The following is an 18,130-nucleotide window of genomic DNA, read 5'->3' on the forward strand; positions in this document are numbered from 1 at the left end:
TCAGAATCGCAGAATCGGCATGAGGAGGTAGCGGTACGACGTGTCTTCTTCGCCGTCAGCCTCGGTCATGCCCGAGATGACAACCGGCTTCTTCGGTTCGGTCAGCGAGAACCGCACAAACGGAGTGTCGATCTGCGCCAGACCCTCGGCAATGTAGCCGGGGTTGAAGCCGGTCGTGATGTCTTCGCCCTCGATGGTCGCCGGCAGGGCTTCGGTTGCCTGGGCGTCATCACCGGCCCCGGCGCGCAGCACCAGCGAACCGTCGGCGAACTCAAACTTGATGGGGCTGTTGCGTTCGGCCACGAGCGACACGCGGCGCACGGCTTCACGCAGTGCGCTGGTCTCCATGACGGCGGTGATCGCAACATCTTTGGGGAACAGCGAACGGACCTTCGGGTAGTCGCCTTCCACCAGCAGAGAAGTGGTGACGCGGCCTTCAGACGAGAACGCCAGCATTTCCTTGCCGCCGGATTCGGCAAGGGCGATCTCGATGTCGCCGCTCATAGCCTTAGCGGCTTCGGCCATCGTCTTGCCTCGGACCAGGGCAACCGCCTCAACCTGTGGGTTGCGCGGGTTCCACGTGAATTCGCGAACCGCAAGACGGTAGCGGTCAGTGGCCAGGAGGGTAACGCGGTCGCCTTCGATCTCAACGCGCATAGCGGTGAGGATCGGCAGGGTTTCGTCCTTCGACGTGGCGATGTTGACCTGGCCTACAGCGGACTGGAAGTCCGAAGCCGAAATGACACCCGTGGTTTCGGGAACCTCTGGAAGTGCGGGGTATTCCTCGACCGGCATGGTCATAAGAGCAAAGCGCGAAGAACCACACGTCACGCTGACCTTGGTTCCGTCGAGTTCGAACACAACGGGCTGCGGCGGAAGAGCGCGAGCAATGTCAGCAAGAAGGCGACCGGACACGAGGATGGTGCCCTCCACCTCGACATCGGCGGCAATGCGAGCGCGAGCCGAAACCTCGTAGTCAAAAACAGCCAGATCAACCGAGCCATCGGCATTAGCCGTGATGAGCAGACCGGTGAGAACCGGGACAGCGGGGCGCTGCGGAATCGACTTGGTCGTCCACGTTACGGCGTCGGCCAGGACATCGCGGTCCACTTTGAACTTCACGGACTGAGCAGCTTCAGCGTTCACATCTCTCCTGGTCGGTTCTTCCCGGCAAAGCCGAGGGTTCCAGCCTTCATCGCCTGCGCACTAGTCGCAGCATAAGCAGAAAGCAACATTACACGCCGAGCGAGCTGGGAACAACGGCGGCCAGGAACTGTGACCACATGTCAGCGGCGTTATCGCCGAACTTCGCCTCGCAGCAGTCGAGAACCTTTCGACAGAGTTGTCATCGGGAGCCCGAGAAAAGCAATCGGCGGGTTCCCTCTTGAGTCTTTGAGTAAGTACAGACGCAGTAGTAGGCCCTGTGGAACCTGTGGAATTACATCGATGTCATCGAAAGTCTATGCGGCCAACCGCCACACAGACCCCGTTGACAACTCTGTTCATGAATAGGTGGGGTTCCGTGGACGCCTGTTGCTTACATCCATGTGATTACACAGTCATCCACTGACGGTCTGTCATCCCTCCAGAGGTTCGATAACAGAAAACCTGCGTTATCCACCGACTTTTCCACAAGTGTGGAATCACGCTTTCCTACAGCCGGTGCTGCTGTTTGATGCGGTTTGTCAGCTCTGTGACCTGCGTATACAGGGCCCTGCGCTCGGCCATCTGCGTTTTGATCTTCTTCACCGCGTGCATGACTGTCGTGTGGTCGCGGCCTCCGAAGGCCTGGCCGATCTTCGGCAGCGACAGATCTGTGAGCTCACGGCACAGGTACATGGCAATCTGCCGGGCAGTCGACAGCGTGCGCGAACGGCTGGTGCCCTTGAGATCTTCCAGAGTCAGGCTGAAGTACTGGGCGGTCTGACCCATGATGTCGAGTGCCGTGATCTCCGGAGTGTCATCCTGCGTGATGAAATCCTTGAGCACAGTTTCGGCAAGATCGACGTCGATGACCTGATCGTTGAGGTTCGAAAACGCGGTCACGCGAATCAGCGCGCCTTCCAGTTCGCGAATATTCGACGACACGCGAGAGGCGATGTACTCCAGAACGTCATCCGGAACATCGAGGTTCTCCCCCGTTGCCTTATTGCGCAGAATCGCAAAGCGAGTTTCGAGGTCCGGCGGCTGCACATCCGTCAGCAGACCCCACTCGAAGCGCGACCGCAGCCTCTCCTCGAAGCCGCTGAGCAGCTTCGGCGGCTGGTCCGAGGTGATGATGACCTGCTTCTGTTCGTTGTGCAGGGCGTTGAACGTGTGGAAGAACTCTTCGACGGTCGCGTCTTTGCCCTGCAGGAACTGGATGTCGTCAATCATGAGGATGTCGACTTCGCGGTAGCGCTTCTGGAAAGCCGGTCGCAGCGAATTAGACGTGGTCGACGAACCGACCGTGTTGATGAAGTCGTTGACGAACTCCTCCGAGCTGACGTATCGCACCCGCAGGTTGGGGAACAGCTGCATGGAGTAGTGGCCGATGGCGTGCAGCAGGTGGGTTTTGCCCAGTCCGGATTCGCCGTAGATGAACAGCGGGTTGTACGCCTTCGCCGGTGCTTCCGCCACGGCCAGCGCTGCCGCGTGGGCGAACCGGTTCGATGCCCCGATGACGAACGAGTCGAACGTGTACTTGGGGTTGAGATCCGCGGCTCCGCTGGCCGCCGCGGTGAAGCCGCTGTCCTCTTCTTCCGAGGCGGAACTCACGGCGGGTGCCGGTTCTGCCGGTGCCGCATGGTGCGGAACGGAAGGGATCGGGGCGGCCGCCGGGGGCTGGGAGCCGATCGGCGCCCGAGGTGCCGGTGCCGGGGGTTCTGCCGGTGCTGCGGAATCTGTGCTGTCGTCTTCGACAGGTTCGTTGTCACCGGGCAGTTCGAGATTCTCATCAAGAGCAATCGCAAAGGTCACGGACTTGCCCAGCGCCCGGGAGAATTCCTCTTGCAGGCGGTCCCGAAGGTCGACTTCCAGGGTTTTGCGCGTCAGATCATTGCGCACCGACAGGACGATCAGTTCGTCACCGACAAGCGCCGTGGGAACCGCGAGTGCGAGGAAGCCCTTGTGACGGGCCTGAATTGCGGGATCGGCCATAAGGGCATTGAGAACCGCTTGCCAGATCTCCTGCAGTCGTGTCTTGTCGCTCATCGACCTTCCCAAGGTTTATCCACACATGTGAAATGAACTCCGAATCAGTCCCCATAGTTTTCCACAGAATGTGGAGCAAATCGATGTCGGGGGCCAAGATATGCACAATCGTGGACAACTTTGTGGATAACTACACGGATGTTATTTGTGGATCCGTCCGTGAACATCGTGTGAACGACTCCGTTAACTACATAAATGTAAGTTCAAAGTTCTCCACGGACGGCTGTGCACATTCCCTGTGATCCGCGACAACACGCGGATCGTGACCCCTCCACCGGTGCTGCACTCGTTTTGACCAAGGCGGGCAGAAGAGGCTAAGCTTGAGCGTCCTGTGTTTGTGGGCCCGTTTGAGTTGTGTGAACTTCCCCTTGGCCTGAAGGCGCAGGAAGCAAGACAGCCCCTGAAGCTTTCACAGGAAGATCTGCGCCAAACGCCTGATCTTCGGGCACAGACTGACCTAGACGGAGAAACAAGTGAGCAAGCGTACTTTCCAGCCCAACAACCGCAAGCGCGCCAAGACCCACGGCTTCCGCGCCCGTATGCGCACGCGTGCAGGCCGTTCTGTCCTCGCCGCTCGTCGCCGCAAGGGCCGCGCAAACCTTTCAGCCTGACGTGCTTCCGGCACGGAACCGCATCCGGCGCCCCGAAGACTTCAAGCGGATCTTCCGCTCAGGAAGAAAAGCGGGCAGCCAGACGCTGGTCGTCCATGCCGACCTCGATACTGCCCACGCCCCGCGCGTGGGCTTTATCGTCTCCAAAGCCGTAGGCAACGCCGTCACCCGCAACCTCGTCAAAAGGCGACTGCGCGCCATCAGCGCCGAACTCATCGACCAGCTGACCGGCGACTACGTCATACGCGCCCACCCCAAGGCAGCGCACTCCGACTACGCAGAGCTCAAAGACAGAGTCCAGACGGCACTGCAGCGCATCCATGCTGACCAAAGACTCTGAGCACACCCCGTCGTCCCTGCCCCCGGTGCCACACGACGGCAGCCGAACCCTGCACGGAATCCGGCTGGCACCTCGTATGCCATTCGTATGGCTCATGAGGCTGTACAGAAAACTCATCTCACCGCTCTACGGCGACAGGTGCAAGTACTACCCGTCGTGTTCGAAATACGCGCTCGACGCCTTTGAAGTCCAAGGTGCAGTCCGCGGCGCCATCGCAACCACGTGGCGCCTGCTGCGATGCAACCCCTTTTCACCCGGCGGCCTCGACTATGTGCCCGGGTCCTTCATGGAGAAGCAATCTCGCACTATGAAGGCCCGATCCGCGAAGGGTGGCACAATAGACACGGCCGACTGACCGCCAAGGAGAACGAAAACTTCATGGACACAATCCTGAAGCCCATTCAGTGGGTTATCGCGTGGATCCTCCGTCTGTTCCACGAGATCTTCACTGCCATCGGCATGCCCGCTGAAAACGGGTGGACGTGGGCAGTTGCGATCATCGCAATGACAATGCTCATTCGCGCGATCCTCATCCCGCTGTTCGTCTACCAGATCAAGGCGCAGCGCAAAATGCAGCTGCTCCAGCCGGACATGCAGCGGCTGCGTGAAAAGTACAAGGGCAAGCGCGACCAGTACTCGCGTCAGCAGATGGCCGAAGAACAGCAGGCCCTGTTCAAGAAGCACGGCACCAACCCGCTGGCCTCCTGCCTGCCGATGCTGGTTCAGATTCCAGTTTTCTTCTCGCTGTTCCGCGTCATCCACAACGTCCCGGACATCGCTGCCGGAAAGATGGGCGCCATCGGCGGTATGACGCAGCAGCTCGCGCAGCAAATGGACAATGCCACCATCTTCGGCATCTACCTGCGCGACACCTTCATGAGCGACGGCATGGGAGTCAAGGTCCTCACCGCCGTCATGATCATCATCATGGCTGCCACGCAGTTCATTACGCAGAAGCAGATGATGTCCAAGAACATGTCTGCGCAGGCCATGGACAACCCGTTCATGCAGCAGCAGAAAATGCTTCTGTACCTGTTCCCCATCATCTTCGCCGTCGGCGGCATCTACTTCCCGCTGGGTGTGCTCATCTACTGGCTGGCCACCAACACGTGGACGATGGTTCAGCAGTTCATCGTCATCCGCAACATGCCTGCACCCGGATCCAAGGCTGAAAAGGAAATGCAGGCTCGCTACGCCAAGAAGGGCCGCGCACTGCCGAAGCACATGCAGCCCAAGGCCGAAGAGGAAGCACCGGTCAAGAAGGGCGGCCAGCGCCAACAGCCCATCAGCAAGAATCGTCAGAAGAAGAAGAAAAAGAAGAAGTGAGCGACGATGACTGACTCCACAGAAGACAAGAAGCCCACCCGCGCCGAACTTCTCGAAGAAGAAGGCGACATCGCCGCGGACTACCTCGAAGAGCTCCTCGACATTGTCGACCTTGACGGTGACATCGACATCGACGTCGTTGAAGGCCGCGCACAGGTCGCCATCATCCCGCCGGAAGACGACTCTGAAGTCGACATCCTCGTGGGCCGCGACGGCGAAGTTCTCAACTCGCTGCAGGAACTCACCCGCCTTGCCGTGCAGACGGCCACGGGGCAGCGCTCGTGGCTCATGCTCGACATTGATGGGTTCCGCAACCGCCGCCGTGACCAGCTGAAGGAACTCGCGAACAAGAAGATCGACCAGGTCAAGGAAACCGGCGAATCCGTGGCGCTGAAGCCCATGAACTCCTTTGAACGCAAGGTCATTCACGATCAGGTTGCTCGCGCCGGACTGGTTTCGGAATCCGAAGACGAAGGCCCCAAGCGCCACGTGGTCATCAGCCTGTCATGATCGAACCCGTCCCCCAGGCCGCGGCAGAGGTCTTCGGCGACCGTCTGCCGCTGGCCGAGGCCTACGCTCAGCACCTGGCCACAACGGGCGTTGAATGGGGCCTCATCGGCCCGCGTGAACTCGATCGGCTGTGGACTCGGCACATCCTCAACTGTGCGGTCGTGAAAGAGCTGCTTGAGCCCGGTGACACAGTCGGCGACGTAGGATCCGGTGCGGGTCTTCCCGGACTTGCCCTGGCCATTGCGTGCCCCGATGTTTCCTTCACTCTCATTGAGGCAATGGAACGTCGGGTTGATTGGCTCACGATGGTCGTGGATGACCTGGGCATCGACAACGTGCGCATTGTTCGTGCCCGGGCCGAAGAACTCGTGGACATCGAAATGTTCACTGCCGTCACGGCCCGTGCAGTGAAGGCACTCCCCCAGCTCATTGAGTGGTGCGCTCCCCTGCTGAGTCCTGAAGGACGTCTTCTTGCCATCAAGGGCGACCGCGCGCAGGAAGAGATCTACAAGTCCAAGAAGGCAGTGAAAGCTCACCGTTGCCAGTCCCCCGTCATCAAGCATGTGGGCGAAGGAATCCTAGAACAGCCCACCCGTGTAGTCGAAGTCATTCGCCGCTGAGTGTTCGATTACTGTTCTATTCTTGCGCCGTGATGTTTCACGTGAAACGCGTAGAATAGGCAGTAATCAAAACCCACCGCGCGAATGGAGGGCGAATGCCTATCTTGGATGAGTCGACTCCCCTGGGTGCGGCAATTGCACGCGATAACCGCCGTGCAGCCCGTCTCTCAGAAACGACCTTCCCCAAACCGGACTCAACAAGAATCTTCACCGTCGCCAATCAAAAAGGCGGCGTGGGAAAGACGACGACAGCGGTCAACCTCGCAGCAGCCCTTGCCAAGCAGGGGCTGCAGGTGCTTGTCATCGATTCGGACCCTCAGGGCAATGCAAGTACCGCTCTCAACATTGAGCACTCGACCGATGTCCCCAGTATCTACGACGTCATCATCGACGACATGGATATGGCGGACACCGTGGCCTACTGCCCCGATTTCGAAACACTTGCCGTAGTTCCTGCAACCATCGACCTTGCTGGTGCTGAAATCGAATTGGTGTCAAAGGTCGCCCGCGAACAGCGACTGTCTGGTGCCCTGCAGGAGTATCTCAAGAAGCGTGAGGATGAAGGTTCTCGCGTTGACTACGTGTTCATTGACTGTCCGCCCAGCCTGGGACTCTTGACTGTCAACGCTTTCGTTGCTGCCAACGAAGTCATCATTCCCATCCAGTGTGAGTACTACGCGCTTGAAGGACTGAGCCAGCTGCTGAACAACATTCGGCTGATTCAGAAGCACCTCAACCCCTCACTGGAACTGACAACAATCCTGCTGACCATGTTCGACGGCCGCACGAACCTCAGCGCTCAAGTAGCTGAAGACGTGCGCAACCACTTCCCCAAGCAGGTCCTTAATACCCCTATCCCCCGCTCTGTGCGCGTATCCGAAGCGCCGAGTTATGGACAGACAGTCATCACCTATGATCCGAATTCTTCTGGAGCGCTGTCGTACCGTGAAGCCGCCGAAGAAATTGCAAACCGAGGAGTAGAGCACAATGAGTGAAGCACCGAAGTCGCGTCGTCGTGGCCTGGGGCGCGGAATCGGCGCGCTCATCCCGGATGTCGTCAGCGACGAACGACCAATTGACGTCTTCTTCACGGGTGAAGGCGAAAAGAAAGAGAATGTTTCACGTGAAACAAAGGTCGATCCGGCTGTAGGAATGAGGCAGTCGCGTACTAAGGCGAAGACTGCGAAGACCACTCCCCGATCAAAGACTGGGGCAAAGTCTGCAACACGTGCCACGAAGTCCCCGTCTACAGACACGAAGAAGAACACGGCGGCTGCAAAGAAGAATGTTTCACGTGAAACACAGCAGGATGTTTCACGTGAAACGGATCTGCAGAACGTTCCCGGTGCAGCATTTGGCCTGATTCCAGTCGAACAGATCGCGCCGAACCCCCGTCAGCCTCGCGATGTCTTTGATGAAGATGCCCTGGCAGAACTGGTTACTTCTATTAAAGAAGTAGGCGTTCTTCAGCCCGTAGTTGTGCGAGTGGTGGATGCGAAGAAACCGTCGTACCAGCTGATCATGGGTGAACGCCGGTTCCGCGCATCGCAGGAAGCCGGTCTCAAGGAGATTCCGGCAATCATCCGCGATGTTCGCGACGACGACCTGCTTCGCGATGCACTTCTTGAAAACCTTCACCGAGTTGATCTCAACCCGCTTGAAGAAGCCGCTGCCTATCAGCAGCTTCTTGAAGACTTCAAGTGCACGCAGGACGAGCTTTCGGAGCGCATTGGCCGTTCGCGCCCGCAGATCTCCAACACCCTGCGGCTCCTGAAGCTTCCCGGCTTGGTGCAGCGCCGTGTAGCTGCTGGTGTTCTGTCGCAGGGGCACGCCCGTGCTCTGTTGGGGCTGAACGATGCCGCGCATATGGAAGTTCTGGCACAGCGCATTGTGGCCGAAGGACTGTCTGTTCGTGCAACGGAAGAAGCCGTAGTCCTCATGAACAGGGGAGACGACAAGCCCGTTTCACGTGAAACATCGAAGCCAAACCCTGAACTCGAATCGATTGCTCGCACGATTGGCGACAAATTGGACACGCGAGTCAAGATTTCGATGGGGAAGCGCAAGGGCCGCATCAGCGTTGAATTCGCCGATGAAAAGGACTTGAAGCGTATTATCGACGCACTTGGAATGTAATGCCTTAGAACAAGGCAATAGAAAAGGCCGGCACCACACGGTGCCGGCCTTTTCTATTGCCTGTAAGCGCTTTTGCGGAGCCTTAGGAGCGCGACGCCCACGGGACGTTACTCAAATCGAGTGTTCCCGTGTCGTAGTCGTTCTGTTCTGTGAGGAAAAGCCGCTGTACTGCAGCGACAATAGCTTCGGCAAGGTCTGCCCGGACGTCCGCGTCCTCGAGAAGAGCATGATCGTGCTCATTGCTGGCGTAGCCGGCAAGCACGTAGATCTTCGGAGTGTTCAAAACGCGCAGAGATTCCCATGACTTCGCGTGCGATCGGCAGTCCAGCAGGGGAGTGCGCGATGCAATTTCACGTGAAACAAGGTTTGCCAGTTCCCTGCCAACAGGGGAGAAAATCGACGGTGTCTTGGTAGATCCGAAGTAGTACGTGGCAACGCCGTTGGGCAGGGGAGAGGGGCTGTTGTCCTGTGCAATGGAAATCAGCGCCGATGCCCGGAGATCGTCTGCAATCCGCGGGTTGTCATTCGCTGCGTGTACGACAGCGGCACCCATGGCAGTGAGTCGACCGTCAACACGACGGGCAATGTCGTCGCTGATGCGACGCTCGAACTCAGCCTGTGCGGGAGTGAATTCCTGAGTGGGGAAGTGGCGGTATGACGCAGCTGATTCCAGAACAATGACCTGACCAGCCAGAGACGGGCCGAGGGACTTCACCCGTGCGCGCTCGGTCAGATTGAACAGGTTGCCGACTGCGTGGTCTCGGTGAACGTCGTTGAGAGCCTTGATGGTCTTCGGTCCGACCACGCCGTCGGGGTTCAGGCCCAGTTGCCGCTGGGCACTGCGCACGGCAGAATCCGTAGCGTCTTCGAACCGAAAGTTGATCCGCGCGGTGAGCAGACCGAGGTTTGCAAGACGTTTCTGCAGGTCAGCAACGTCATCACCTACCTGCGGGCGGCTGGGATCATATTTCAGAATGCGGTCGCCCAGGCGGAAGCGAGCCAGCTCGATTTCGTCAAGAGACTCCTTTCCCAGCACTCCGTCGACAACGATCCCGCGATCCTGCTGGAACTGACGCAGACCTGATTCGAACTCATGATCGAATACGGGGTCGTCTGCATCACCCACCTTGTAGCCCAAACGGCTCAGGTGGCCTTTGGTCACCGCGATGATGGGATCGCTGTTCCCGTGCGAAAAAAAGGTGTCCATAAACTCTTCCGATAACGTGCAAGGCGCCCAATGAGTTTACATTGGGCGCCTGAACAGTGATCTGTGAAGATCAGCCGATGAATTCGGCGAGCTCTTCTTCAAGCGCCGGCTTAGGCCGGGCGCCGACGATCTCCTTGACGACTTTGCCGTCCTTGAAGACATACATGGCGGGAATGCCGGTGATGCCGTACTCGGCGGCGGTCTTCATGTTGTCGTCCGTGTTGAGTTTGACGACCTTGAGTTTGTCGGCGTTCTCTTCGCCGATCTGGTCGACAATCGGGCCAACCTGGCGGCAGGGGCCGCACCACGGGGCCCAGAAGTCGACGAGGACGGGTTTGTCGTGCTTGAGGACTTCCGCCTCGAAATCGGCGTCAGTGACTTCTTGAGACATGATTACTCCTTATCGGCGCGGTCGGCCAGATACTTTTCAGCGTCGAGGGCTGCTGCACAGCCCGATCCGGCTGCTGTGACGGCCTGACGGTACACCGAGTCTACGACGTCGCCGGCAGCGAAGACACCTTCGATGCTGGTGCGCGACGACCGTCCGTCGACCTTGATGTAGCCGTTGTCGTGCAGGTCGAGCTGATCCTTGAACAGGGTTGTGCGGGGGTCGGAGCCGATTGCGATGAACAGGCCGGTGACGTCGAGTGCGGACTCCGAACCGTTGGCGGTGCTGCGCACGGTGACTCCCGTGAGCTTGTCGTCGCCGTGCACTGCGGAGACTTCGGCGTCGAGCAGGAATTCGATCTTGGGGTCGCTTTCGGCACGCTTGACCATTGCGTGCGATGCGCTGAAGCCCTGACGGCGGTGGATGAGGGTGACCTTTGAAGCGAAGCGCGACAGGAAGGTTGCTTCTTCCATTGCGGAATCGCCGCCGCCAACCACCGCGATGTGCTGGTCCTTGAAGAAGAAGCCATCGCAGGTTGCACACCAGCTGACGCCCTTGCCGGTGAGTGCCTTTTCGTTGTCCAGGCCCAGTTCGCGGTAAGCCGAACCAGTCGCGAGGATGACGGCCTCAGCTGTGAACTCTTCGCCCATTTCGGTGGTCAGGCGGTGTGCGCCGGGGGAGAAGTCGATGGTCTTGACATCGTCGTACATGACTTCCGCTCCAAAGCGCTCAGCCTGCTGACGCATGTTCTCCATGAGGTCTGGGCCGAGGATGCCTTCGGGGAAACCGGGGAAGTTCTCGACGTCAGTGGTGTTCATCAGTTCACCGCCGGCGGTGACTGAGCCGGCGATGATGAGCGGTTCGAATCCGGCGCGGGCGGCATAGACGCCGGCGGTGTATCCGGCTGGTCCGGAGCCCACGATGATGAGCTTCTTATTGGTCACGGGTGTTCTCCTTGGAAGCGTTTCCGGCTTGCCACCGGCGGTTATCTTCTTTTGGGTCAACGATGGTGTTTGGGGTGTTATTCCAGTGCTGTGGAGTACCGCCTGCGATGCCGGTCTCAGTTTTCTTCTGCGTAGGCGGTGATGCGGCTGAAGGCCGCCCTGGAATTGCCTTCGTAGGTGGGCAGTTCGGTGATCCACACGTAGAAGCTGTCGGCTTCGACGGGTTTGTCGAATTCGACTTCGGTCTTCTTGCCGAATTCGCCGGTGCCGATGGTTTTGGCGTCTTCGGGGTCGTCGCCCACCCGGATTTCGTAGGAACCGCCCTTGGCTTTGGAGTCGAGTATGACCTTGGTGAGCTTCTGTTCGCCTTCCAGAGTCAGTTCGAGGCCGAGGCCGTCTTTGAGTCCGCCGAATTCGGGCGTGTTGTAGCGGTCGGAGGTCCATTCGCCCTTCTTTTTGAGGACGTTCTTGGCTGCCGCGTTGTTTTCCGTTCCATCGCCTTGCGGGTCGAGTGGTTTGGCCTTGGTGATCTTCACCTTGACCGGTTCAGCTGCTTCCTGCGTTTCGGCGGGTGCCGGTGTGCTGGTTTCGGGTGCCGGCTGTGGGGTCGCAGTGTCGGTGTCGCCGCCGCGGGCGTCATACATCCAGATGATTGCGATCACCAGCACGATGATGCCGGCGGTGATGAGCGCGAGTGCCGTGTAGACGGGTCCGCGTCCCTTCTTTGAACGCTTGGTTTGGCTGTTCTGGGCTTTCGCAGCTGCCGAGGTGCCGGCTGCGGAACCGCTGGCAGTGCTGCGGGCTGCGGCACTGCTGGCCGCAGCACCAGCTGCCGCCGAGGTGCCGCCGGCTGCCGCAGCGCCGGTTCCTGCCGCTGTGCGTTTGGTTTGGTTGGGTGCCGGTGTGGCCGCTGGGGCGCTTTTGACGATGGGTGCCTGCGGTCGCGCTTCAGCCGGCTGCTGGGCCGGCTGGTTGTCTGTCGCCTGGGCGCGTTCTGCTGCCTGTGCTTCTTCGGCGCGCTGGCGGGCGTGTTCGCGCAGGCGGCGTTCGTGATCGTATTCGGCGCGCTGACGCGCGTATTCCTGTTCGCGGGTTTGGAACATTCCACCCAGGAACCATGAACCGTCGCCGTCGTCCGCGGCGGGTTCTTCGGGTTCGTGGACGATGGGCATGGCCTGCGTGGTGGGGTCTGATTCGTCACGGCGCATGATGGGCGCGGTGAGGTTGGGATCGTGCGCGCTGACGGTGCTTGGCGTCGAGTCTTCGGCGGTCCATTCGGGTTTGCCGCTCAGCTGGTCGGGCGACAGCGGGAAGCGGGTGGCTTTCGCCATTTTCATGCGGTCGTCATAGGGGGTGACGCCGCTTCCGTTGACGCCGGCGGCGGCGCCGGAAACTCCGGGGCGCACAAGCCCGATGCGGGCCCAGGCGTTGGCCATCTGGGCGTCGGATGCGCTGGCTTCCGGTGCGACTTCGTCGGGTTCTGGGTGTGTGGGGCCGGCGCTTTCGGCGAACAGTTCGCTTTCTGTGCGGGACAGCTGCGGCAGTTCGGTCAGAAGGCCTGTGTCCCATTCGCCCAGGTAGCGAACGATTTCGCTGGGGGAGCGGGGGCCGGGGTCGGTGCCGCCGACAACCCCGGAGAGGAATACTTCGAGGTCGTCGGAAAGGTCGTTCGTGAAAGCGCCGACGGGTGTGATGCGGCGGTTTTTGCGTCCGGCTGCGGGAAGGCCGGCCCGGCCGTGGTCGTCGGGCCAGTGGCCGGTGATTGCGGCGTAGAAGATGTTGATGATGTCCAGGGCGTCGCGGCGGGCAGCGCGGCTGGACGTGAGCATGTCGAGTTCGAGGTCTTCGACGGCGTCGGCGACTGCGGCATCGATGCCGACTCCGCGGATGATGACTTCGCCTTCGGGGGTGACCGCAACGGATTCGGGGCCGAGCATCAGGTGGTGCAGGCCGCGTTTGTCGGCGTGGGTGAGTGCTGTGGCGACTTCGCCGACGACGGCTGTTGCCTGGTCGACCGTGAGGGGTCCGCCCGCGAGCATTTTCGACAGAGGGGTGCCGCCGGTGCGTTCGCACACGATGTACACGAGGTCGTCCTGCATGCCGACATCTGTGATGGCGGGGATGCGCGGATCAGCCAGCAGGGCGGCGCGGTTGGCGGTGCTGAAGAGGCCGGCCGCGGTGTCTTCATGGGCGGTGTAGACGATGACGGGGGTGTCGAGGACAGCGTCGAGGCCGAGGTTGACCTGGCCTGCTTCCGGGTGGTCGGGAAGCCAGGGCCGGAGCACTTCCGATATGACGTAGCGGTCGGCGATGACTGTGCCGCGGTCTGCGCTTGTCAGCTGTCCCACCTCCCGTGTGTTCTGTGGCTTTTGATTCTAACCGCCATTGTCTGAAAAGAAGATCAGCGGCCGAGTTTGGCCCGGACCGTGGTGATGAGTGAGCGGAGTTCCGGAACGCGCAGGGCCCAGCAGATGCCGAAGTAGATGATCAGCATGATCATGCCGATGCCGGCCGCGGTGATGAACGCGGTTGCCCGGGTTGCCCAGAAGTCGCCCAGTCGGCTCAGCAGGAATGCGCCGATGACACCGGATAGGGCAGCTGCCACGGTGAATTTGAGGTGAGCGAACACGATCCGCTTGCCGCCGAGGTTGCCGATCTTCTTGTGCAGCAGGATGAACGACAGCAGCATTGCGATGGTGTAGCCGGTGCTCATTGACAGGCCGATGCCGGCAACGATCAGGTGGCGGGGCAGGAAGAGGGCGGAAAGGATCACGCCGATGGAGGTCAGCACCACTTGGGGCAGGTTGATCCAGAACGGGGTTTTGGCGTCTTCGTAGGCGTAGAACACCCGCTGCAGCAGGTAGTTGGCGCTGAAGGGGACCAGTCCGATGATCATGGCGATGATGACCAGGCTGAGCGCTCGGGCCTGTTCGAAGCCCGCCCCGCCGACGACCATGGCGGCAGGCCCGGCCAGTGCGATGAAGGCTGCGGTGAAGAACATGTTGACCAGGCCGACGAGGTTCACCCCGGTGCGGAAGCTGTCTTTCACGGCGGCGGTGTCGTCGGCTGCAGCGTATTTTGACAGCGGTGTGAAGAGTGCTGTTGCGAGTGATACCGCGACGAGTGAGTGCGGCAGCATGAAGATCAGGTAGGAGATTGTGTATGCGGCGTTTGAGGCGCTGACTTCGCCGCCTTGGGATGTGCCCAGCGCAGCCGCGCGGGAAATCACGAGGAAGCCCAGCTGGCCCACGACCAGCGCACCGAAGGTCCAGCCGGCAACACGCGCGGCTGTGCCGAGCCCGACGCCTCGGAAATTGAAGCGGGGTGTGTAGCGGAAGCCCATGCGTTTCAGCGGCCAGATCAGAACGAGGGCCTGGGAGACCACGCCGAGTGTTGCGGATCCGGCGAGTACGACGATCATGGGCCCGGTCCATTCGCCCACGGGGTGTTGGCCTTCGGAGCCGGGGCCGAACATCCAGATGAACACGATCAGTCCGGCGATGGCCACAACGTTGTTCAGAACCGGCGCCCACATGTAGGGCCCGAAGGACGAATTGGCGTTGAGCACTTGGCCGAGCATTGTGTACAGGCCGTAGAAGAACAGCTGAGGCAGGCACCAGAAGGCGAAGGCGACGGCCAGTGAGGTCTGTTCGGCTGACCACGTGGATGATGAGTACAGCCAGATGAGCACCGGGGCCGCCGCGGTGGCGATGATGGTCAGCCCGCCCAGCAGCAGGATCGACAGGGTCAGCAGTCTGTCGGTGTAGTCCTTGCCGCCGTCGGGCTGTTCTGCCGCGCGGACAATCTGCGGGACGAGGACGGCGTTGAGCACTCCGCCGGCCAACAGCATGTAGAGGTTGTTGGGAATTTTGTTGGCAACGTCGAAGGCGTCAGCGGCACCGCCGATCGTGACGCCGATGGCCACGGTCAGCAGCATGGTCTTGGCCAGCCCCAGGATGCGGGAGACGAGGGTTCCGGCTCCCATGATCGCTGAGGATTTGGCGAATGACGCTGCTTTTGATGTGCTCACAAAACTCCTCAGGGGGACTAGTCGTTTTGGCTTTCTGCGCGCGCCATGGCCGCTTCGAGTTGGCTTTGGGGGATCTTGGGGCGGCCGCGGCGGACGGAGAAGTACAGGCCGACGACGAACACGATGGCCAGTCCGGTGCCGACGATGGCGGTGCCGATGTTCTCCCAGTCAGCGCGGACGCGCACGAGCATTTCTTCGTCGGTGGGGATTGTGGTGCCGTCAGCTGCGATGAGGTTGATGCGGCCGGGCACGTCGGCGTTGGCGATGCCTTTGACGGGGACGGTGAAGCGGGCGTGTTCGCCCGGGCCGATGGTCTGGGTGGGTGAGGTTTCGGCCTGCAGCTGTGCTGTTTGGGGGCGCAGGTTGACGGAGAGTTCGGCTTCGCGGGTCGAATTGTTGTGCACCGTGATCGGGATTGTGGTCGATTCCCCGGTGACCAGCAGGACGGTTGAACCCTGCTCGATGCCGATTCGCCCGCCGAAGCCTTCGGCAGCTTTGGTAGCGCTTTCGACGCATTCGTCAAGATCTGCGGGTTGATTCTGCCAGCCGACGGATGCGCAGGTCAGGAGCATGCGCGAATCGGCGGTGCGGGCTTCTGTGGGGTTGGCGAAAAGCGAATCGAAGACGCCGATGTCTGTGTACAGGCCGGGCAGGGGCGCCAGCGTAGGGGCCGGCAGGGTTGTCTTCTGCGCGGTGACGAAGGCCCCACGGTCGGATTCTTCGCTTTTCTCCAGCTGCGGCAGCCTGATGGGGTCAAGCCACGGGAGGTCTTCCGGCATGGCTGCCAGGTCTGCCCAGTCTGCTTCTGCTGTGTGGCGGGGCAGGCTCATGAGGATGGAGCGCTGGTCGAAGGGCCGTTCCGAGGTGATGGCTGCGGTCAGTGCGATGGTGCGGCTGATGTCTTCGGCTGTTCTGGGGGAGTGGGGGCGCTCGCTGGGCTGAGCCTCAGGATCGTCGACGCCGTCAGCTTCGCCGGGTGTGTCGTCGCCTGTCCGCGTTGCCTGGGTGATGCCGAGGGCTTCGTTGAGGTCGCGGTTGGTGACGAGCACCGGGATGTTGGATCCGACATCGTCAGCGGTGATGCGGGCCCGGGCGTTCGATGTGTACGAAGTTTCTGCTGGCAGCTGGTCTTCGCTCAGCAGCAGGGCGTCGTGCCCGGTCGAGTGGAAGGTGTCGAGGTGTTTGCTGTCGGCTCCCGCCGCTGCCGGCCAGGAGTAGCGCAGAATTCTGCCGTTGCCTTCGAGTTCGGGAACCGCTTCTGTGATCTGGCGAGAGGCGGCTTGTGCCGTTTCGGCCAGCTTGTCTTCGCCCACGGCGCGGATGCTGCGCAGGTCGGCGTCAGCGTAGGGCAGCGGGATGATGTCGTGTTTGGTGAGCTCTTCCCGGAATTCGTCCCAAAACGCTTCGAGTTCTGTGTAGCTGCCCGGTTTCGACTCGCTCTCTCCATCTGAGTCGGGCGCTTCTGTTTCTTCTGGGGCCTGTTGGGTTTCCAGAGTGCTGCTGATGCTGACCACCAGGCGCGGATCGAGGGCGATCGCGGCATCCGGGGCTTTTTTCATAGCGTCGAGCAGGTCGCGGAGTTCTCCGCCCGCGGCGGCTTTTTCGAGGTCTTGGGGGATGTACTTTCCGTCGAGGCCGAACCGGGTGATGGTCGCGGGGATGATCACCCCGAGCTTGGTGTGGTCGATCTTCGGGTTGGGGTACCACGTGGTGTAGGCCGTTGTCGGTTCCCCGAAGGGCCCGGCTTCTGTTGTGGCGGCAACGCGGATGCCGCGCGCACCCCACGTGGAGAGCGGCTTTTTGGCTGACAGGCCCAGCTTTGCGGCCGGAATGGTCACGCTGAAGCGGGCCGTGCTGTTGGCTTTGATGGTCCCCGGCAGCGGGGCTGCTGTGATGGCGTCATCGCCGTCTTCTGGTTTGAAGCTCGGGGCGATTGTCGTCAGCGTCCTGTGGGGATTGGCTCTGTCTGCCCACGCGTTGACGGAGTCGGTGGAGTTGAGGATCTGGGTGGACATACCCACCTGCAGCGTGGGTGTCTTGAGGTCCGCCTCACCGCTGCGCACGTTCCCGCTGATGGACAGGGTGCCCTTGTCATCCAGCCACGGGGTGATCGAGGTGATCTCGACACCGGGCTTCTGGGCGGGGGCGCTGTCTTTTTCTTCTGCCGAGGCGGAGCTCTGCTCCTGTGCCGGCTGGGCGTGCGCTGGGGTGGGCAGGGGAGTGGTTCCCAGCAGGACTGTCAGTGCCGCGGCAGCTGCTGCGGCGATCGGGCGGATGATCTTCATGACGGGTATCGCAGGAGTCGGCTGGCGGCGAGCGCTATACGGCGTTCGTTGGCGAATGACAGTCGTTCGCCAAGATCAGCGTAGGGGACCCACTCGGCTGCCACCGCCTCGTGATCGGGGTCGTTTTCGACAGTGAGTTCCCCGCCTACTGCGCGCAGCAGGAAGTGGTGGACGACCTTGTGGATGCGGAACCCGGCCGCGGAGAACCAGTAGTCGACGCTGCCTAAGGGCGCGATGACTTTGCCCTCTATGCCGGTTTCTTCCGCGACTTCGCGGCGGGCGGCCTGGGCGGGTGTTTCGCCTGCTTCCAGGTGGCCCTTGGGCAGGCACCATTCGAGTCTGCCGGCGCGGTTGATGCGGGCGATGACCGCGACTTCGCGGCCGGGGGATGAAAAATCGACCACGAGCCCGCCGGCGGAGGTTTCCTCCACAGCCTGCGAGCGAACCGGGAACGGGCCCGGTTTGGGAAGCGGTCGAATCATGGGATCTACCCTACCGTTCGGGCCTCCGCGGCTTCTGTGAGCGCGCGGGTACCCTTGTA

The 18,130-nt window shown here is 60.9% G+C and carries 17 protein-coding genes; 8 read left to right on the forward strand and 9 right to left on the reverse strand.

The window, feature by feature from the left end:
* Together dnaN and dnaA are read right to left on the reverse strand one after the other, a co-directional pair.
* The gene (gene dnaN, locus HMPREF3092_RS10570; protein ID WP_019174215.1) at nucleotides 1–1,146 is read right to left on the reverse strand and encodes a DNA polymerase III subunit beta; all 1,146 of its coding nucleotides are present in this window, start codon (nucleotides 1,144–1,146) and stop codon (nucleotides 1–3) included.
* A 507-nt stretch (nucleotides 1,147–1,653) separates the two neighbouring features.
* Nucleotides 1,654–3,192 (reverse strand): chromosomal replication initiator protein DnaA, encoded by a 1,539-nt coding sequence (gene dnaA / locus HMPREF3092_RS10575; protein WP_070424856.1) that lies wholly within the window; start codon nucleotides 3,190–3,192, stop codon nucleotides 1,654–1,656.
* A gap of 473 nt (nucleotides 3,193–3,665) precedes the next feature.
* On the opposite strand from dnaA, the gene rpmH reads away from it, so the two are divergent.
* The 8 genes from rpmH (at nucleotide 3,666) to HMPREF3092_RS10610 (ending at nucleotide 8,735) form a co-directional block, all read left to right on the forward strand.
* Nucleotides 3,666–3,803: a 50S ribosomal protein L34 gene (rpmH, locus tag HMPREF3092_RS11095; protein ID WP_081499682.1), complete on the forward strand. Its 138-nt coding sequence runs from the start codon at nucleotides 3,666–3,668 to the stop codon at nucleotides 3,801–3,803.
* Nucleotide 3,804: 1 nt separating this feature from the next.
* Entirely contained in the window at nucleotides 3,805–4,143 is a 339-nt protein-coding gene (gene rnpA, locus HMPREF3092_RS10580; protein WP_061944961.1) for a ribonuclease P protein component, read from the forward strand.
* The gene (yidD, locus tag HMPREF3092_RS10585; RefSeq protein WP_070516187.1) at nucleotides 4,124–4,498 is read left to right on the forward strand and encodes a membrane protein insertion efficiency factor YidD; all 375 of its coding nucleotides are present in this window, start codon (nucleotides 4,124–4,126) and stop codon (nucleotides 4,496–4,498) included. The genes rnpA and yidD overlap by 20 nt, the downstream gene beginning before the upstream one ends.
* Nucleotides 4,499–4,521: 23 nt before the next feature.
* On the forward strand, nucleotides 4,522–5,469 hold the full coding sequence (gene yidC / locus HMPREF3092_RS10590) for a membrane protein insertase YidC (RefSeq protein ID WP_070424858.1): 948 nt from the start codon (nucleotides 4,522–4,524) through the stop codon (nucleotides 5,467–5,469).
* Between the two features lie 6 nt (nucleotides 5,470–5,475).
* Nucleotides 5,476–5,979, forward strand: coding sequence for a Jag family protein (locus HMPREF3092_RS10595; protein ID WP_070424859.1), 504 nt, complete (start codon nucleotides 5,476–5,478; stop codon nucleotides 5,977–5,979).
* Nucleotides 5,976–6,599, forward strand: a complete 624-nt coding sequence (gene rsmG / locus HMPREF3092_RS10600) for a 16S rRNA (guanine(527)-N(7))-methyltransferase RsmG (protein WP_070424860.1) — start codon at nucleotides 5,976–5,978, stop codon at nucleotides 6,597–6,599. The genes HMPREF3092_RS10595 and rsmG overlap by 4 nt, the downstream gene beginning before the upstream one ends.
* 95 nt (nucleotides 6,600–6,694) lie before the next feature.
* On the forward strand, nucleotides 6,695–7,594 hold the full coding sequence (locus tag HMPREF3092_RS10605; protein WP_070424861.1) for a ParA family protein: 900 nt from the start codon (nucleotides 6,695–6,697) through the stop codon (nucleotides 7,592–7,594).
* The gene (locus HMPREF3092_RS10610; RefSeq protein ID WP_070424862.1) at nucleotides 7,587–8,735 is read left to right on the forward strand and encodes a ParB/RepB/Spo0J family partition protein; all 1,149 of its coding nucleotides are present in this window, start codon (nucleotides 7,587–7,589) and stop codon (nucleotides 8,733–8,735) included. Before HMPREF3092_RS10605 ends, HMPREF3092_RS10610 begins: the two co-directional genes overlap by 8 nt.
* A gap of 82 nt (nucleotides 8,736–8,817) precedes the next feature.
* On the opposite strand, the gene HMPREF3092_RS10615 is transcribed toward HMPREF3092_RS10610, so the two are convergent.
* The 7 genes from HMPREF3092_RS10615 to HMPREF3092_RS10645 all read right to left on the reverse strand — a co-directional run bounded on the left by HMPREF3092_RS10615 (nucleotide 8,818) and on the right by HMPREF3092_RS10645 (nucleotide 18,071).
* Nucleotides 8,818–9,942, reverse strand: a complete 1,125-nt coding sequence (locus HMPREF3092_RS10615) for an N-acetylmuramoyl-L-alanine amidase (RefSeq protein WP_070424863.1) — start codon at nucleotides 9,940–9,942, stop codon at nucleotides 8,818–8,820.
* 70 nt (nucleotides 9,943–10,012) lie between these two features.
* Nucleotides 10,013–10,333, reverse strand: a complete 321-nt coding sequence (gene trxA, locus HMPREF3092_RS10620) for a thioredoxin (RefSeq protein ID WP_019174225.1) — start codon at nucleotides 10,331–10,333, stop codon at nucleotides 10,013–10,015.
* A 2-nt stretch (nucleotides 10,334–10,335) separates the two neighbouring features.
* Complete coding sequence (gene trxB, locus HMPREF3092_RS10625) at nucleotides 10,336–11,274, reverse strand: thioredoxin-disulfide reductase (RefSeq protein ID WP_070424864.1); 939 nt, start codon at nucleotides 11,272–11,274, stop codon at nucleotides 10,336–10,338.
* Nucleotides 11,275–11,390: 116 nt separating this feature from the next.
* On the reverse strand, nucleotides 11,391–13,622 hold the full coding sequence (locus tag HMPREF3092_RS10630) for a hypothetical protein (protein WP_070424865.1): 2,232 nt from the start codon (nucleotides 13,620–13,622) through the stop codon (nucleotides 11,391–11,393).
* 53 nt (nucleotides 13,623–13,675) lie between these two features.
* A complete protein-coding gene (murJ, locus tag HMPREF3092_RS10635) occupies nucleotides 13,676–15,304 on the reverse strand; it encodes a murein biosynthesis integral membrane protein MurJ (RefSeq protein ID WP_083274374.1) in 1,629 nt (542 codons plus the stop codon).
* Between the two features lie 17 nt (nucleotides 15,305–15,321).
* Complete coding sequence (locus tag HMPREF3092_RS10640) at nucleotides 15,322–17,589, reverse strand: DUF6049 family protein (RefSeq protein WP_070424866.1); 2,268 nt, start codon at nucleotides 17,587–17,589, stop codon at nucleotides 15,322–15,324.
* Entirely contained in the window at nucleotides 17,586–18,071 is a 486-nt protein-coding gene (locus HMPREF3092_RS10645) for an NUDIX hydrolase (protein ID WP_019174230.1), read from the reverse strand. The genes HMPREF3092_RS10640 and HMPREF3092_RS10645 overlap by 4 nt, the downstream gene beginning before the upstream one ends.
* Between the last annotated feature and the right edge of the window lie 59 nt (nucleotides 18,072–18,130).

Source organism: Brevibacterium sp. HMSC24B04 (assembly GCF_001806835.1).
Taxonomy (GTDB): Bacteria; Actinomycetota; Actinomycetes; order Actinomycetales; family Brevibacteriaceae; genus Brevibacterium; species Brevibacterium ravenspurgense.

Coding starts and splice junctions, on each gene's coding strand:
- dnaA (WP_070424856.1), bottom strand. CDS start 3,192: ATGAGCGACAAGACACGACTGCAGGAGATCTGGCAAGCGGTTCTCAAT.
- yidD (WP_070516187.1), top strand. CDS start 4,124: ATGCTGACCAAAGACTCTGAGCACACCCCGTCGTCCCTGCCCCCGGTG.
- yidC (WP_070424858.1), top strand. CDS start 4,522: ATGGACACAATCCTGAAGCCCATTCAGTGGGTTATCGCGTGGATCCTC.
- HMPREF3092_RS10595 (WP_070424859.1), top strand. CDS start 5,476: ATGACTGACTCCACAGAAGACAAGAAGCCCACCCGCGCCGAACTTCTC.
- rsmG (WP_070424860.1), top strand. CDS start 5,976: ATGATCGAACCCGTCCCCCAGGCCGCGGCAGAGGTCTTCGGCGACCGT.
- HMPREF3092_RS10605 (WP_070424861.1), top strand. CDS start 6,695: ATGCCTATCTTGGATGAGTCGACTCCCCTGGGTGCGGCAATTGCACGC.
- HMPREF3092_RS10610 (WP_070424862.1), top strand. CDS start 7,587: ATGAGTGAAGCACCGAAGTCGCGTCGTCGTGGCCTGGGGCGCGGAATC.
- HMPREF3092_RS10615 (WP_070424863.1), bottom strand. CDS start 9,942: ATGGACACCTTTTTTTCGCACGGGAACAGCGATCCCATCATCGCGGTG.
- trxA (WP_019174225.1), bottom strand. CDS start 10,333: ATGTCTCAAGAAGTCACTGACGCCGATTTCGAGGCGGAAGTCCTCAAG.
- HMPREF3092_RS10640 (WP_070424866.1), bottom strand. CDS start 17,589: ATGAAGATCATCCGCCCGATCGCCGCAGCAGCTGCCGCGGCACTGACA.
- HMPREF3092_RS10645 (WP_019174230.1), bottom strand. CDS start 18,071: ATGATTCGACCGCTTCCCAAACCGGGCCCGTTCCCGGTTCGCTCGCAG.